This window comes from Tsuneonella sp. CC-YZS046, from assembly GCF_035581365.1.
GTDB lineage: Bacteria > Pseudomonadota > Alphaproteobacteria > Sphingomonadales > Sphingomonadaceae > JAWKXU01.
The window spans coordinates 333,972-348,511 of record NZ_CP141590.1; the positions used below are offsets into that span (position 1 = coordinate 333,972).

Here is a 14,540-nt window from a genome sequence, read left to right on the forward strand (position 1 = left end):
AGCAACCTATCCTTTCGTTCTGGGGAACGCGCTGCTCCCCATGCTGGCGTAAGCGCGCGATCGCCTGGCGAAGGCCATCGGGTCCTTGGGCGTGACCAGCGCGCCATGCGGTGTATGCAGCCAATCATAGGAACGGGTCGCAAGGAAGCGCATGGCCGCACCCCGTGCCAATATGGGAAGGGCTGCCCATTCTTCGTCGGACAGGCGGCGGACGCTCTCATAGCCTTCCACCAGCGCTGCCGCGATTTCCGGATGAAAATTGCTGCCGTCGGGATCGAAGCACCATGCCGCATGCGTTACCGCCAGATCATAGGCCGTGATGTCGGTGCAGGCGAAGTAGAAATCGATCAAACCGCTCACGCTGTCGCCGAGCATCAGGACATTGTCCGGAAACAGGTCGGCATGGATCACGCTGCGCGGCAGATCCTGCGGCCAGCGGTCCACCAGGAACGCCAGTTCCTCCGCGACGAGGGCGGGAAGCGACGGATCGATTCGGGCCAGGCCGTCGCCGCAACCGGCAAGCAGGCCGCGCCAGGCGTCGAGGGCCAGCCCATTGGCGCGATGGCCAGGGAAATCGGCCGAAGCGAGATGGATTCCCGCCAGCGCCTGGCCGACGGCTTGCGCCTGGGCGATGCCCGGCCGGTCCACCGAAACGCCCGGAAGGAACTCGATCAGCGCCACCGCCTTGCCTTCGATCATTCGGAAAGGCGCGCCGTCGCGGTCGTGGATCGTACGCGGCACAGGGCAGTTCCGGGCCGCCAGATGATCGAGCAGGCCCAGGAAGAAGGGCAGGTCCGCGAGATCGGTGCGGGTTTCGTACATGGTGAGGATGAAGCGGTCGCGGCTGGTCTCGACCAGCCAGTTGCTGTTCGACACGCCTTCCGCGATGCCTTTCGCGGAGCGCAGCTCCCCCACGTCATACTGGGCGATCAGATCGGCAAGCTGGTCGGCGGCGAGATGGGTATAGACGGCCATGGCTGGCGAGTTCCCGCTAGGACAGTTGCCGGGGCAGCTTGAAGATCATCTTTTCCTCGGCCGAGACTATGGTGTGTTCTTCCACCTCGCGCCATTCCCCGAGGCGGGCGATCACTTCCCGGACGAGCGTTTCGGGCGCCGATGCGCCGGCGGTGAGGCCCACCGTTCCGACTCCCTCCAGCCACTCCTCCTGGATGTCGGTGGCGCGCTGGATCAGCCTGGCGTTCGTCCCGCAGCGTTCGGCCACTTCGACCAGCCGCAGGGAATTGGAGCTGTTGGGCGCGCCGATCACCAGCACCAGATCGCTGCCCGGGGCGATCTGCTTGACCGCGGCCTGACGGTTGGAGGTGGCGTAGCAGATGTCTTCGGCCTTGGGCCCGGCAATGTCGGGGTATCGCTCCCTGAGCGCGCCGATGACCCTGGCGGTGTCGTCCACCGAAAGGGTCGTCTGGGTGAGGTAGGCCAAGGGCGTGTCGGCGGGGAAATCGAGCTTCGCGACATCGTCCACCGTCTCGATCAGCGTCATGTTTCCTTCCGGCACCTGGCCGAAGGTGCCGATGACTTCCGGATGGCCGGCGTGGCCCACGAAAACGATATGCCGGCCCGCCTCGATCTGCCGTTCCGCCTGGCGATGGACCTTGCTGACCAGCGGACAGGTGGCGTCGAGATATTCGAGCCCGCGTTGCTCCGCCCGCGCGGGGATGGCCTTCGGCACGCCATGGGCGCTGAACACCACGGGGACGCCATCCGGCACCTCGTCCAACTCCTCGACGAAAATGGCGCCCTTAGCCTTCAGATTGTCGACCACGTAGCGGTTATGCACGATCTCGTGGCGCACATAGACCGGCGCCCCATATAGCACCAGCGCCCGCTCCACGATCTCTATGGCCCGGTCCACTCCCGCGCAAAAGCCCCGGGGGGCCGCGATGAGCACGGTCAGCGGCAGGCGGCCTGCGCGGGAAGCGGTTTGCGGAAAGGGCGCGTTCATGCGGAGGTCTCTAGCGCCTGCGGCAAGGCGGTGGAAGGGTCGCGCGATCTTTCTGTCTGACCCGTTGCGCTTTATTGGCACAGGCCCTAGGGCTGCAGCCAGTCTTTGGACGAGGATCGATGATGAGTGCTCGCTTTCGCCTGTTCGCCGTGATCGCTGTCGCCGCCGCGCTGGCGGGATGCAAATCGAAGGGCGATATCGTGGTTCAGGAGGGGGTGGGCATCACCGCGCTGCGCACGGTGTGCCCGGCGGTGGGCGTGCCGGATTTCACGGGCGACATCACCTTGTTCTCCCCGGCCGAAGCGCGCACGGCGGCGGCGCTGGACGTGACGGCGGCCATCACCAATGTCCGCTCCAGCTGCAACGACACCGGCGCGCAGGTCTATTCCGAAGCGAGCTTCGACGTGGTGGCCCGGCGGCAGGATACGCGCGGCGCCCGCAGCGTGACCCTGCCCTATTTCTCGACCGTGGTCCGGGCGCAGGACCAGATCGTCAGCAAGCGCGTCGGCTCGGTCACGCTCAACTTCGCGGACGGGCAGGAGCGCGCCACCGCCAGCGCCCGGGCCGGGGCCTATGTGGATCGCGCGGAAGCGACCCTGCCTCCGGAAATTCGCGATCGCGTGACTCGCAAGCGCAAGGCGGGCGACATGGATGCGGCGATCGATCCGCTGAGCGAGCCCGAAGTGAAAGCCGCCGTTTCGCGGGCGAGCTTCGAGCTGCTGGTCGGTTTCCAGCTCAGCCGGGAGCAGCTGGCCTACAACGTCACGCGCTGAGGTTCGCCGATTTCCCGCAGGCCGTGTGACAGCGGCCTTCCCCCGGCGGGGCAAAACCGCTAACCGCCCGCCCCATGTCCAATGACCTGATCCCCGACCGGAAGACTCTCCATGCCGCCTTCGCGGCCCATGTGGCCGCCGCGCTCGACGCGCTGGAGCAGGATGGCATCCTGCCCGCCAGCCTGCCGCGAGGGAATGTCAGCGTGGAGCCGCCGCGCGATCCGTCGCATGGCGATCTCGCTACGAACGCGGCGATGGTGCTTGCCAAGCCGGCGAAGGCCAATCCGCGCGCGCTGGCCGAAGCGCTGGCCGCAAGGCTGAACGCCTTGCCGGAGGTGACGGGCGCCGAGATCGCGGGGCCCGGCTTCATCAATCTCCGGCTGGCCGACAGCGCCTGGCGCGGTGAATTGCAGGCCATCGCGGCCGCAGGCCCGGATTACGGGCGCTCCGTGCTTGGCGGCGGCGGCGCGGTCAATATCGAATATGTCTCCGCCAATCCCACCGGCCCCATGCATATGGGGCATTGCCGCGGCGCCGTGGTGGGCGATGCGCTGGCCAATCTGCTCGAGTTCGCCGGTCACAGGGTGATCCGCGAATATTACGTCAACGATGCGGGCGCGCAGGTCGATGTCCTCGCCCGCTCGGCCCATCTGCGTTATCGCGAAGCGCTGGGCGAGGCGGTGGGGGCGATCCCCGAGGGGCTGTATCCCGGCGATTATCTGGTGCCGCTGGGCGAGGCGCTGGCGAAGGAATTCGGCGATCGCTACGCCGCCGCGCCCGAGACGGAATGGCTGCCGCTGTTCCGCAGCCGTGCCGTCGCGGCGATGATGGAGATGATCCGCGCCGATCTGGCGCTGCTCGGCATCCATCACGACAAGTTCTCGTCCGAGGCGGAACTGCAGGCGGCGGGCAAGCCGGCCGAGGCCGAGCAATGGCTGCGCCGGCACGATCTCGTCTATGATGGCGTGCTGGAAGCGCCGAAGGGCAAGACCCCGGAAGATTGGGAGCCGGTGGAATTGCCGCTGTTCCGTTCGACCCGCTTTGGCGACGATCAGGATCGCCCGATCCGCAAGAGCGATGGAAGCTGGACCTATTTCGGCGCGGACCTTGCCTATCACTTCCAGAAGGCGGAGGATGCCGATGCCCTGATCGACATCTGGGGCGCGGACCATGCCGGCACGGTCAAGCGGATCAAGGCGGCGGTGGCCGCGCTGACGGAAGGCGCGGGCCGTTCGATCCCGTTCGATATCAAGCTGGTGCAGATGGTCCAGCTGCTGCGCGATGGCGAGCCGGTCAAGATGTCCAAGCGCGCGGGCACTTTCGTGACCCTGGCCGATGTGGTGCGTGAAGTAGGCAAGGATGTGGTTCGCTTCACCATGCTGACCCGCAAGCCCGAAGCGCAGATGGACTTCGATTTCGCCAAGGTGGTGGAAGCGTCGAAGGACAATCCGGTGTTCTATGTGCAATATGCGCACGCCCGGATTCGTTCGACTTTGCGGAAAGGGGAGGCCGAAGGGCTTGCCCCCGCCGATGCCGCGCTGGACCGGCTGGGCAGCGAGGAAATGGAACTGGTGAAGCTCGCCGCGCAATTTCCCCGTATCGTGGAAGCGGCCGCCTCGGCGCGGGAGCCGCACCGTATCGCTTTCTTCCTGTATGACCTCGCGGCGGCGTTCCACGCCTATTGGAATCTCGGTAACGACAGGCAGGACAAGCGCTTCATTGTGGCACAGGATGCCGAGTTGACCGGCGCAAGGCTTTTCCTTGCCGCGCAAATCGGGCAGGTTTTCCGCAACGGACTGGCCTTGCTTGGGGTCGAGGCGGTTGAGGAGCTTTGATGATGATTGCGAACCCGGATGATGGCCGCAAGGACGAGGACAATCTTGCCGAGTTTGACAATGCCGATACGCCGGACGCGAATGCCGAGGAGGTGCGGCTCGACTTCGAGGATGATGACGAGCAGTTGCCCTGGCTCGAATCCGCCGACGACGCGGAGGAAGAAGGCCCCGATACTGGGCGCATGGTGGGCTTCGCGCTGATCGGCCTGCTGGCCCTGGCGGCCATTGTCGGCGGGATCTGGTGGGCCAGCCATCGCAACTCCAACCCGCATCTGGTGGCCGATGGCAGCACTATCGAAGCGCCGGAAGGCCCTTACAAGACCAAGCCGGAGGACCCGGGCGGCAAGACCTTTGCGGGCACCGGCGACACCAGCTTCAAGGTCGGCGAAGGTAAGGCCAGCGAAGGTCGCCTGGACGCCAATGCTGTCGCCAGGCCTAGCATCGATACCGCCCAGGCGGGCGACAAGCCCAAGCCCGCATCCGCCGCCACGCAGGACACGGCGGGCGATGCCGGTGGGATCGGGGTGCAGCTTGGCGCCTATGTCACCAAAGAAGCGGCCACGGCGGGCTGGAACACGCTGGTCGGCAAGCACGAGCTGCTGAAAGGCCGCAATCACCGGATCGTCGAAGGACAGGCCGATATCGGCACGGTCTATCGGCTGCAGGTGGTGGCGGGCGATCTGGAGGGCGCCAACAGCCTGTGCCAGAGCCTGAAGGCTCAAGGGGCGGCCTGCCAGGTCAAGCGCTGAGCGCTATCCACATCCCGGAGCGGAGGGAACCTTGCTAACGGCGGGGTTTCCTGCAACTCTTGCACATTATGACGCCTGCCATATTCGGCATTGCCGGAACCGTGCTCTCCGCTGATGAGCGGGCCTTCTTCCGCGAGAGCGATCCGGCCGGTTATATCCTGTTCGGCCGCAATATCGAAAACAGGGCGCAGCTTCGCGCGCTTACCGACAGCCTGCGGGAAATCCATGGGTGGGACCGGCTGTTCATCTGCATAGATCAGGAAGGCGGGCGGGTCGCCCGGATGCGCCCGCCGGAATGGCTGGCCTTCCCGCCGGGCGAAGTGTTCGACCGGCTCTATGATCTGGCGCCCGCCAGCGCGATCGAGGCCGCGCGCGTCAATGCGGAGGCGCTGGGCCTAGATCTGGCTGAAGTGGGCATTTCCATCGATTGCCTGCCGTTGCTCGATGTGCGCCAGCCCGGCGCGCATGATGTCATCGGTGATCGCGCCCTGGGGTCGGAGCCGTTGCGCGTGGCGGCGCTGGGCCGGGCGGTGCTGGACGGGCTCGCCAGGGCAGGCGTGGGCGGCACGATAAAGCATATACCCGGCCATGGCCGCGCGATGGCGGACAGCCATAAGGAGCTTCCGGTAGTGACCGCCAGCGAGGCGGAGCTTGAGCTTGATATGGCGCCGTTCATATCCCTGGCGGACGCCGCCATCGCGATGACCGCCCATATTCGCTACACCGCCTGGGATGCCGAAAATCCAGCGACCCAATCGCCCTTCGTGATCGGGGAGATCATTCGCGGGCGGATCGGCTTCGGCGGCCTGCTGCTGTCCGACGACCTCGATATGGAGGCGCTGGAAGGCACCGTGCCCGATCGCGCGGCGAAGGCGATTGCGGCGGGCTGCGATATTGCCCTCAATTGCTGGGCCAGGATGGACGACATGGTCGGGATCGCCGATCGCTTGCCCGCCCTTTCCGAAGCCGGCGCGGCGCGGCTTGAACAGGCGCTGGCCGTTGGCCCGATGCGCACGGATACCGGGCGGCAGGCGGGATTGATCGCCAAGCGGGATGCGCTGCTCCGGCTGACCGAGGCGGCGGCGTGACTCAGGAAGCCTTGCTCGAAAGCGCACTCCGGGACGAGGACGGCGATTGGGATGCGGTTGCGGCGGCCCCGGCCGATGATGCGGCGCTTTATCTGGAGCTGGACGGCTGGGAAGGCCCGCTCGATCTTCTGCTCGATCTCGCCCGCCGCCAGAAGATCGACCTCAAGACCATCTCGATACTCGCCCTGGTGGATCAGTATCTCGCCTATATCGAACGGGCGGAGGCCCTGAAGCTGGAAGTGGCGGCCGATTATCTGGTGATGGCGGCCTGGCTCGCCTATCTCAAATCCGCGCTGCTGCTGCCGAAGGACGAGCAGGAGGACCCCAGCCCCGAGGAACTGGCTCTGCGCCTGCAATTGCGGCTGCAGCGGCTGGGCGCGATGCGCGAGGCGGCCGCCCGGCTCATGGCGCGTGACCGGCTCGGGCGCGATGTGTTCGCGCGCGGCGCGCCGGAAGGCTTGCGGATCGACCGCAGGAACGCCTGGCAATGCGCCTGGTTCGATCTGGTGCAGGCCTATGGGCAAGTCCAGGCGCGGACCGCGCCGGCCGTCCATATGGTTCGGGAACGGCCCGTCATGACGCTGGATGCGGCGCTCACGCGGGTTTCCGCGATGCTGGGCGTTGCGCTCGACTGGATGGTGCTGGAGGAATTCCTGCCCCCGCAGATCGGCGATGCCGCGTCCGACCCGCGCTTGCGGCGTTCGGCGCTGGCTTCCAGCTTCGTCGCCGCGCTGGAGCTTGCCCGGCTGGGCAAGGCGGAGATCGCGCAGGACCATACCTTCGGCCCCCTGCGGCTGCGGCGGGCCAGCGCATGAGCGAAGCGGCAACCGGCGAGGATGCGCTGGTGCGCGCGGTCGAGGCCACCTTGTTCGCGGCGGAGCAACCGATGAGCGCGGAGGCGATATCCAGCCATCTGGGCGGTGCGGATGTTCGCGACGCGCTGCGCCAGCTGGCCACGCATTATCAGGGGCGCGGGATCGAGCTGGTGGAACGCGGCAAGCGCTGGCATTTCCAGACCGCGCCCGATCTCGCTCATCTGCTGCGCCGGGAACGCGAGCAGGTCCGCCGCCTGTCGCGCGCTGCGACCGAGGTGCTGGCGATCGTCGCCTATCATGAGCCGGTCAGCCGTGCCGAGATCGAGTCGATCCGGGGCGTGCAGACGGCCAAGGGCACGCTCGACGTGCTGCTCGAAACCGGCTGGGTGCGGGTGGCAGGGCGGCGGGAAGTGCCGGGCCGGCCCGTGGTCTATGCGACGACCGGCGAGTTTCTCGCCCATTTCGGGCTTGCCTCGCGCCGCGAACTGCCCGGCATCGAGGAATTGCGCGCGGCGGGCCTGCTCGATCCTGTCGAGGATGCGCTGATCGGGGCCATGGTGGAGGATGCGCGGGAAGGGGAGCCCGACGCCGAACCGGGGGCCGCCACGGATTGACTCGCCAACCGTGGCGACAAACATTAAGGGGGCACGGTGTTGAAGGCCGCGCTGTGCGGCCTCATATGGAAGTCCGCATTACGTCAGGAGAATAAGCATGGGCCTGTCACTTCCGCATCTGATCGTGGTGGCGCTGGTCATATTGGTGCTGTTCGGCCGTGGCCGGATCTCCGAAATGATGGGCGATTTCGGCAAGGGCATCAAAAGTTTCAAGCAGGGCATGAACGAGGAAGCCGATACGCCGCCGGCGCCCAAGCCCGCCCTGCCCGATCCGCAGTCCGAGGTGACGAGCGGATCATCGACCGGGACCAGGGCGGAATAGCTCGCGCGCGCTTTTCTGCACCCCGCCGGGGCGTGCGGCCACGCTCGCGATCCGCGTCTGTTCCCTGGGGCCGGTAAAGCCGGATCGCCGTGGCACTGGTGCCGAATGGGCAATTGCCGTATAGACGGTTCGGAGCGAGAGCGAGTGATGCCATGAATATCGGACCGTTTCAGCTGCTGATCATCGCGCTGGTGATACTGGTGCTGTTCGGCCGTGGCCGGATCGCCGAAATGATGGGCGACTTCGGCAAGGGCATCAAGAATTTCAAGCAGGGCATGAGCGAAAGCGACACGCCGCCCGCCCCTCCCGCGCAGATCGACTCCCAGCCGCCCGAGCCTGCCCCGGAGGCCAAGAGCACCGACGGCTCCAGCCAACCCTGAGCATGATCCGGTTGCCGCAAGATGTTTGATGTCGGTGCGTCCGAGCTGTTGCTGATCGTGATCGTGGCGATTGTCGTCATCGGTCCGAAGGACATGCCGCTCGCCCTGCGCACCGCCGGGCGCTGGATCGGCAAGATCCGGCGTATTTCAGGCCATTTCCGCACCGGGGTCGAAGCCATGATCCGCGAAACGGAAATGGAGGAAGCCGAAAGGAAATGGCGCGAGCATAACGAACGCATCATGGCCGCCCATCCGGATACGCAGGCGGAGCCGCCGCCTCCATCGCCGCCCCTTCCCGATGAAGCCGTGTCCCAAGCCGTTTCAGCGGCACCGGCGGCGGCAAGCGCGGAAGCCCGCGCACAGTCCGCATCACCTGCCCGGCCCGCCCCCCAGGACGAGGAGGAACCGCTCCTGCCGTTCCGCGGGCCGCCTCCGCCGCCATGAAGAACATGCCCTTCAAGCTCAGGGATATCGACGAGACGCAGGCTCCGCTGCTGGATCATCTGATCGAGCTGCGCACGAGGCTGCTGCGCTGCGTGGTGGCGCTGGGCATCGCCTTTGCCGTATGCCTCTATTTCGCGGAGGATATCTTCGGCTTCCTTGCCCGCCCTTTGACGAAGGCCTTCCCCACGGGCGAGGGCAGGCTGATCTACACCAAGCTTTACGAAGCGTTCTTCGTGGAGATCAAGGTGGCCCTGTTCGCGGCCTTCTTCGTCAGCTTCCCGATCATCGCCAACCAGTTGTGGGCGTTCGTCGCGCCGGGGCTTTATGCCAGGGAGAAGAAGGCGTTCCTGCCCTTCCTGGTCGCCACTCCCGTGCTGTTCACGATGGGCGCCGCGCTTGCCTATTTCGTGGTGATGCCCACGGCTTTCCACTGGTTCCTCGGCTTCGAGGGCAGCCGGGGCGGGTTGAAGCTGGAAGCCCTGCCGGGGACGGGCGATTATCTCGATCTGGTGATGCAGTTCATCCTGGCCTTCGGGATCAGTTTCCTGCTGCCGGTGCTGCTGATGCTGCTCAATCGGGCCGGGATCGTCACCCGGGCGCAGATGGCGGGGGCGCGGCGTTACGTGATCGTGGGGATATTCATCGTCGCCGCGGTGATCACCCCGCCCGACGTGATCTCGCAATTGCTGCTGGCAACGCCGCTGCTGATCCTGTTCGAAGGGTCGCTGGCGCTGATGTGGTTTTCGGAGAAGCGCGCGCGGACCCAGGCCGAACGCGAGCAGACGCAGCAGAAGGAAAGCGGCGGGAATATCGACTGAATTACCAGCCGGGCATCTCCTTCGTGTATTTCTGCTCCGTCTCCAGGCCTTCCTGGTAGATCTTGACCCCGCCTATCCAGGTTTCGAGCACCTGCGTGGTGCGGAGTTCCGCCGGGGTCGCGGTCATCGGGTCCCGGTCCACCAGGATGAAATCCGCTCGTTCGCCCGCCACGATCCGGCCGAAGCGCCCTTCGCCATGGGCCGCGAAGGCGGCATTGGCGGTGAGCGCGGCCAGCGCGGCCTCTCGGCCGATGCGCTGCTGCGGCTGCCATCCGCCCGATGGCTGGCCCTGGGCATCTTCCCGCGAGATCGCGGCCGCCAGGTCGGCAAAGGGCGAGGGCAGGGATTGCCGGGAACCGGCGATGGCGAATTTCACGCGCGCCTGATCCAGGCTTTGCCACGGCTGCACCGAGCCGATGCGGCCCGGCCCGAGCCGCGCATCGGCCACTGCCGCTTCGGCGGCGAGATTGCCCGGCCGGAAGCTGACGATGGCGCCATGCGCGGCAAGGCGGGGCAAGTCGGTCTGCGCGGCCAGCTGCAAACCGTCGATCCGCCAGCGCCGCTCGCCCTTGTAGGTCAGGGCCAGCTCGTCGATCGCGCCCAGCACTTCGACCACGGCCGCATCGCCATGGGCGGCGACGGAAACCTGGAAGCCGTCGATCGCCGCGCGGCTCATCAGGTTGCGCAGCTGCGTCTCGCCCTGGATCAGCTTCCCGCTGGTATCCGGGCGATCCGCATAGGACGCCTTGAGCGCGGCGCCATGTGTCTCCAACGTGCCGTCCGCGACGAGATGCACGCCATTCAGCCGCAAGCGGTCGTCATACAGCCAGGGGGATGGCCCCGGCCCGCCGATCAGGACCATGGAAGCGATGTCCGTGGCATAGGCGGCGATGCGCAGATAAAGCGTCCGGGCGTCGCCCGCGCGCCGATAGGCCTGCCAGTGCTCTATCGAGGTGGCGGTATCGGTCACTGCCGTGATGCCGCGCGCGGCAAGTTGCCTTTGCGCCTTCTGCAAGGCGACATCCCAGTCTTCCGGCCGGGGCGGCGGCAGGGCTGAATCGCCGCTTGCCGTTGCATTGAGCAGCGAAAGCCCGAAATCCATCAGCCGCATGTCGGCCGCGACGATGCCGGGCAGCATTATGCGTCCCTGGCCTTCTATCCGGTAATCGACCTTTTTCGGCCGCTTGTCCTTCTGCTGCAGGACCTGGCTGATGCGTCCGTCGTTGCCGATGACGATCCCCGTGAAGCGCTGCAGCGCCCCGTCCGATCCGATGGTGATGCCGTTGACATTGTCCACCAGCGTATCGGCCGAGGCGGCAGCCGGGCAGGCGAGGGCAAGACAGGCCGCGAGGGCATGGCGCGCGGCGCGCCGCAATCCATTTATCATTTCCGGTGGCCCTTGGGCAGGCGGCGGATCAACGCGCTGGTATCCTGCCTGCCCCCATCCATGCGCTGAACATCCGCATAGAACTGGTCGACCAGCGCGGTGATCGGCAGCGAAACGCCCAGCCTGCGCCCTTCCTCGATCGCATATCCCAGATCCTTGCGCATCCAGTCGATCGCGAAGCCGAAATCGAACCGTTCCTCCACCATGGAAGCCCAGCGATTGTCCATCTGCCAGCTTTGCGCGGCCCCTCCGGAAATCACTTCGAACACCCGCTCCATATCCAGCCCGGCGCTTTCGGCGAAGCGGATCGCTTCGGACAGGCCGGACAGCACGCCCGCGATGCAGATCTGGTTGACCATCTTGGTGGTTTGGCCCGCTCCGGCCGCGCCGACATGGACGATGCGCGATCCATAGGCCTGCATCACGGGAAGCGCGGACTTCATGGCATCGGGGCCGCCGCCGCACATGATGGCCAGCGCGCCGTTTTCCGCGCCCGACTGGCCGCCCGAAACCGGGGCATCGACGAAGCCGATCCCGCGATCCGTGCATTCGACGGATAATTGCCGGGCCAACCCCGCTGAAACGGTGGTATGGTCGATCACCAGCCCGCCTCTCGCCAGGCTGGCCAGCGCGCCGCGCGATCCGAGCAGGACCTGCGCGAGATCCTGATCGTTCCCGACACAGGTGACGACGATGTCGGCATCGCGGGCCGCTTCCGCCGGAGAACCGGCCAGGCTGGCATCGCCTTGGGCGCCGAAACGCTGCAGCCATGCCTTGGCCCTTGACGTGGTGCGGTTATAGGCTGTGATCCGGTGCCCGGCGTTCAGCAAGTGGCCGGCCATCGGCCCACCCATCATGCCAAGGCCAAGAAACGCGATATGCTTTGGCGTGCTCATGGAAAGGCTGTGTAACGGCTTTGCCGCCAAAGCAAGAGTTGCCGGACGGAATATGGCGAGGTGTGCGACCACTGCCTTAGGTCCCGACCCTAAAATGGCGTTTCCCATTTTTGCGTTTTCCGTTAGGGCGCGCACGTCATGATCCAAAGCAGCGCCCTCAATGCCGATGCGGACGAAACTCCGCTTCTTACGCTTCAAGACGTGCGGGCCGCTGCCGAGCGAATTGGTGGGGCGGTGGTGCGCACGCCGACCTTGCGCAGCCAGACCCTGTCCGAAATCACCGGGGCCAACATCTGGCTGAAGTTCGAGAACCATCAGTTCACGGCCGCCTACAAGGAACGGGGCGCCTTGAATGCCCTGCTCCTGATGGATCAGGAACAGCGCGAGCGCGGCGTCATCGCCGCATCGGCCGGGAACCATTCGCAGGGCCTGAGCTATCACGGCACGCGTCTCGGCGTGCCGGTGACGATCGTGATGCCGCGCACCACCCCGCATGTGAAGATCATGCAGACCGAGCGGGTGGGCGGCAATGTGCTGCTCGAGGGCGAGAATTACGACCAGGCCTATGCCCATGCCCGCAAGCTGGAGAAGGAACTGGGGCTTACCTTCGTTCACCCGTTCGATGATCCCGCGGTTGCGGCCGGGCAGGGCACCGTCGCGCTCGAAATGCTCGAGGATGTGCCGGAGCTTGAGGTGCTGGCGATCCCGGTCGGCGGGGGCGGGCTTGCGACCGGCATGGGAACGGCCGCGCGCGCGATCAAGCCGGAAATCGGCCTGATCGGCGTGGAGGCGGAGCTTTTCCCCTCGATGTACAACCGGCTGAAGGGCACGACCCTGCCGTGCGGCGGAGACACGCTGGCCGAGGGCATCGCCGTGTTCGAACCCGGCGAATATACGTCGCGCACTCTGGATACGCTGCTGGACGATTTCGTGCTGGTGGACGAAGCCGCGCTGGAAACCGCGCTGGCCCTGCTGCTGCAGATCGAAAAGACGGTGGTCGAAGGCGCGGGCGCCGCGGGCCTTGCTGCAGTCATGAACAATCGGGAAATATTCGCTGGGCGCAATGTCGGCATCGTCCTGTCGGGCGGGAATATCGACACGCGGCTGCTGGCGAATGTGCTGCTGCGCGATCTGGCGCGGCAGGGCCGCCTCGCGCGCCTGCGCATCTTTCTGCAGGACCGGCCGGGTTCGCTCTATCGCGCGATGCATGAGTTCAACGCGCATAATGTGAACATCATCGAGATTTCTCACCAGCGCATCTTCACCACCTTGCCGGCCAAGGGCCTGGTGACCGACATCGAGTGCGAAGCGAGGGATCGCGCCCAGCTCGATGCGCTGATAACGGCGCTTCGTTCCAAGGGATATATGGTGAGCCAGGTCGAACTGGACTGAGGCTTTCCCCGGTTTATGCCGCTCGCCAAGGCGTGGCAGCGGGCGCCTGTGCAAAAACTGTGGTTCGTTAACCCCGATTCTTGGTTAAGACTATTTCAACTATCAACTCGTGCGGGCATAATGCGCGCAGTCGTTCGTTGTTTGGTCTTTCAAAGAGGGCTGCGGCCAGATATCGTGACAGCACCTGTTCGCTTCCCCCGGTTTTACGTCACCAGCCCCGCCCCGTGCCCCTATTTGCCCGGCCGAAGCGAGCGCAAGGTGTTCACCGAACTCAAGGGACCTCATGCGGAAGCATTGCACGATGCATTGAGCCGCATCGGTTTTCGCCGCAGCCAGACCGTCGCCTATCGCCCGAGCTGCGGCGATTGCCAGGCATGCGTTTCGGTTCGCGTGGCGGCGGAAGAATTCCGCCCGTCGTCGACCCAGCGGCGCAATCTCCGCCGCAATTCCGATCTGATCGTCAGCGAATGCAAGCCCTGGGCCACCAATGAGCAGTTCCAGCTGCTGCAGCGTTACCTCGGTCAACGGCATCCTGGCGGCGGCATGGCATCCATGGATGAGATGGATTTTGCCGACATGGTGGAACATACGCCGGTGACGAGCTTTGTTACCGAGTATAGGGAACCTTCGCGGGATGGAGAGTCCGGGCGTCTGGTAGGCGCCTGTCTTACCGATCGCCAAGGTGACGGGTTGTCGATGATATACAGCTTCTACGACCCGGATCATGATACGCGGACCGGGCTTGGCAATTATATTATCCTCGATCACATCCGGCGCGCTGCGGAAGCAGGCCTGCCTTATGTTTATCTCGGCTATTGGGTCCACGGTTCCGCGCGGATGCAATACAAGATCCGCTATCGCCCGTTGGAACGGCTTGGCCCCAATGGCTGGGAAGCCTTTCCGGTTGAGGAGCAGGACCGCCTCATCGCCAAGGTTTCAGGCGCCAGAACAGGCTGCTCCGGTTCCGTCGAGGGCAGCGGCAAGGACGGGGTGCCCGGCGGGCAGGAGCAGTATCACTTCCAGGTTTGACCTCGCTGCGGTTCTGGGTGCTTTGCTGGCGGCGG

General features: G+C 65.6%; 16 protein-coding genes. 12 read left to right on the forward strand and 4 right to left on the reverse strand.

Annotated features, from left to right (window positions below; translation table 11 throughout):
- Nucleotides 1–6 precede the first annotated feature (6 nt).
- Nucleotides 7–975: a homoserine kinase gene (thrB, locus tag U8326_RS01665; protein WP_324741955.1), complete on the reverse strand. Its 969-nt coding sequence runs from the start codon at nucleotides 973–975 to the stop codon at nucleotides 7–9.
- 16 nt (nucleotides 976–991) lie between these two features.
- Nucleotides 992–1,963 carry a 4-hydroxy-3-methylbut-2-enyl diphosphate reductase gene (ispH, locus tag U8326_RS01670; RefSeq protein ID WP_324741956.1) on the reverse strand — a complete coding sequence of 324 codons (972 nt, stop codon included), beginning with the start codon at nucleotides 1,961–1,963 and terminating at the stop codon, nucleotides 992–994.
- A gap of 122 nt (nucleotides 1,964–2,085) precedes the next feature.
- Here ispH and U8326_RS01675 point away from each other — a divergent pair, with 122 nt between their 5' ends.
- The 10 genes from U8326_RS01675 (at nucleotide 2,086) to tatC (ending at nucleotide 9,801) form a co-directional block, all read left to right on the forward strand.
- Nucleotides 2,086–2,736: a hypothetical protein gene (locus U8326_RS01675; RefSeq protein ID WP_324743663.1), complete on the forward strand. Its 651-nt coding sequence runs from the start codon at nucleotides 2,086–2,088 to the stop codon at nucleotides 2,734–2,736.
- Nucleotides 2,737–2,810: 74 nt separating this feature from the next.
- A complete protein-coding gene (gene argS, locus U8326_RS01680; RefSeq protein WP_324741957.1) occupies nucleotides 2,811–4,571 on the forward strand; it encodes an arginine--tRNA ligase in 1,761 nt (586 codons plus the stop codon).
- Nucleotides 4,571–5,320, forward strand: a complete 750-nt coding sequence (locus U8326_RS01685) for an SPOR domain-containing protein (RefSeq protein WP_324741958.1) — start codon at nucleotides 4,571–4,573, stop codon at nucleotides 5,318–5,320. Before argS ends, U8326_RS01685 begins: the two co-directional genes overlap by 1 nt.
- Before the next feature lie 68 nt (nucleotides 5,321–5,388).
- Nucleotides 5,389–6,408, forward strand: coding sequence for a beta-N-acetylhexosaminidase (gene nagZ, locus U8326_RS01690; RefSeq protein WP_324741959.1), 1,020 nt, complete (start codon nucleotides 5,389–5,391; stop codon nucleotides 6,406–6,408).
- Complete coding sequence (locus U8326_RS01695) at nucleotides 6,405–7,223, forward strand: ScpA family protein (RefSeq protein WP_324741960.1); 819 nt, start codon at nucleotides 6,405–6,407, stop codon at nucleotides 7,221–7,223. Before nagZ ends, U8326_RS01695 begins: the two co-directional genes overlap by 4 nt.
- Complete coding sequence (gene scpB / locus U8326_RS01700; protein ID WP_324741961.1) at nucleotides 7,220–7,837, forward strand: SMC-Scp complex subunit ScpB; 618 nt, start codon at nucleotides 7,220–7,222, stop codon at nucleotides 7,835–7,837. Before U8326_RS01695 ends, scpB begins: the two co-directional genes overlap by 4 nt.
- Nucleotides 7,838–7,934: 97 nt before the next feature.
- Nucleotides 7,935–8,159 carry a twin-arginine translocase TatA/TatE family subunit gene (gene tatA, locus U8326_RS01705; protein WP_324741962.1) on the forward strand — a complete coding sequence of 75 codons (225 nt, stop codon included), beginning with the start codon at nucleotides 7,935–7,937 and terminating at the stop codon, nucleotides 8,157–8,159.
- Nucleotides 8,160–8,311: 152 nt separating this feature from the next.
- The gene (gene tatA / locus U8326_RS01710; protein ID WP_324741963.1) at nucleotides 8,312–8,539 is read left to right on the forward strand and encodes a twin-arginine translocase TatA/TatE family subunit; all 228 of its coding nucleotides are present in this window, start codon (nucleotides 8,312–8,314) and stop codon (nucleotides 8,537–8,539) included.
- A 21-nt stretch (nucleotides 8,540–8,560) separates the two neighbouring features.
- The gene (gene tatB, locus U8326_RS01715) at nucleotides 8,561–8,983 is read left to right on the forward strand and encodes a Sec-independent protein translocase protein TatB (protein WP_324741964.1); all 423 of its coding nucleotides are present in this window, start codon (nucleotides 8,561–8,563) and stop codon (nucleotides 8,981–8,983) included.
- Nucleotides 8,984–8,988: 5 nt separating this feature from the next.
- Complete coding sequence (gene tatC / locus U8326_RS01720; RefSeq protein WP_324743664.1) at nucleotides 8,989–9,801, forward strand: twin-arginine translocase subunit TatC; 813 nt, start codon at nucleotides 8,989–8,991, stop codon at nucleotides 9,799–9,801.
- Between the two features lies 1 nt (nucleotide 9,802).
- Here tatC and U8326_RS01725 read toward each other — a convergent pair whose 3' ends face one another.
- Nucleotides 9,803–11,188, reverse strand: coding sequence for an amidohydrolase family protein (locus tag U8326_RS01725; protein ID WP_324741965.1), 1,386 nt, complete (start codon nucleotides 11,186–11,188; stop codon nucleotides 9,803–9,805).
- Nucleotides 11,185–12,084: an NAD(P)-dependent oxidoreductase gene (locus U8326_RS01730; RefSeq protein WP_324741967.1), complete on the reverse strand. Its 900-nt coding sequence runs from the start codon at nucleotides 12,082–12,084 to the stop codon at nucleotides 11,185–11,187. Before U8326_RS01730 ends, U8326_RS01725 begins: the two co-directional genes overlap by 4 nt.
- Nucleotides 12,085–12,222: 138 nt before the next feature.
- On the opposite strand from U8326_RS01730, the gene U8326_RS01735 reads away from it, so the two are divergent.
- Together U8326_RS01735 and U8326_RS01740 are read left to right on the forward strand one after the other, a co-directional pair.
- The gene (locus tag U8326_RS01735) at nucleotides 12,223–13,476 is read left to right on the forward strand and encodes a threonine ammonia-lyase (RefSeq protein ID WP_324741968.1); all 1,254 of its coding nucleotides are present in this window, start codon (nucleotides 12,223–12,225) and stop codon (nucleotides 13,474–13,476) included.
- Nucleotides 13,477–13,650: 174 nt separating this feature from the next.
- Entirely contained in the window at nucleotides 13,651–14,505 is an 855-nt protein-coding gene (locus U8326_RS01740) for an arginyltransferase (RefSeq protein ID WP_324741969.1), read from the forward strand.
- The last annotated feature ends 35 nt before the right edge of the window (nucleotides 14,506–14,540 follow it).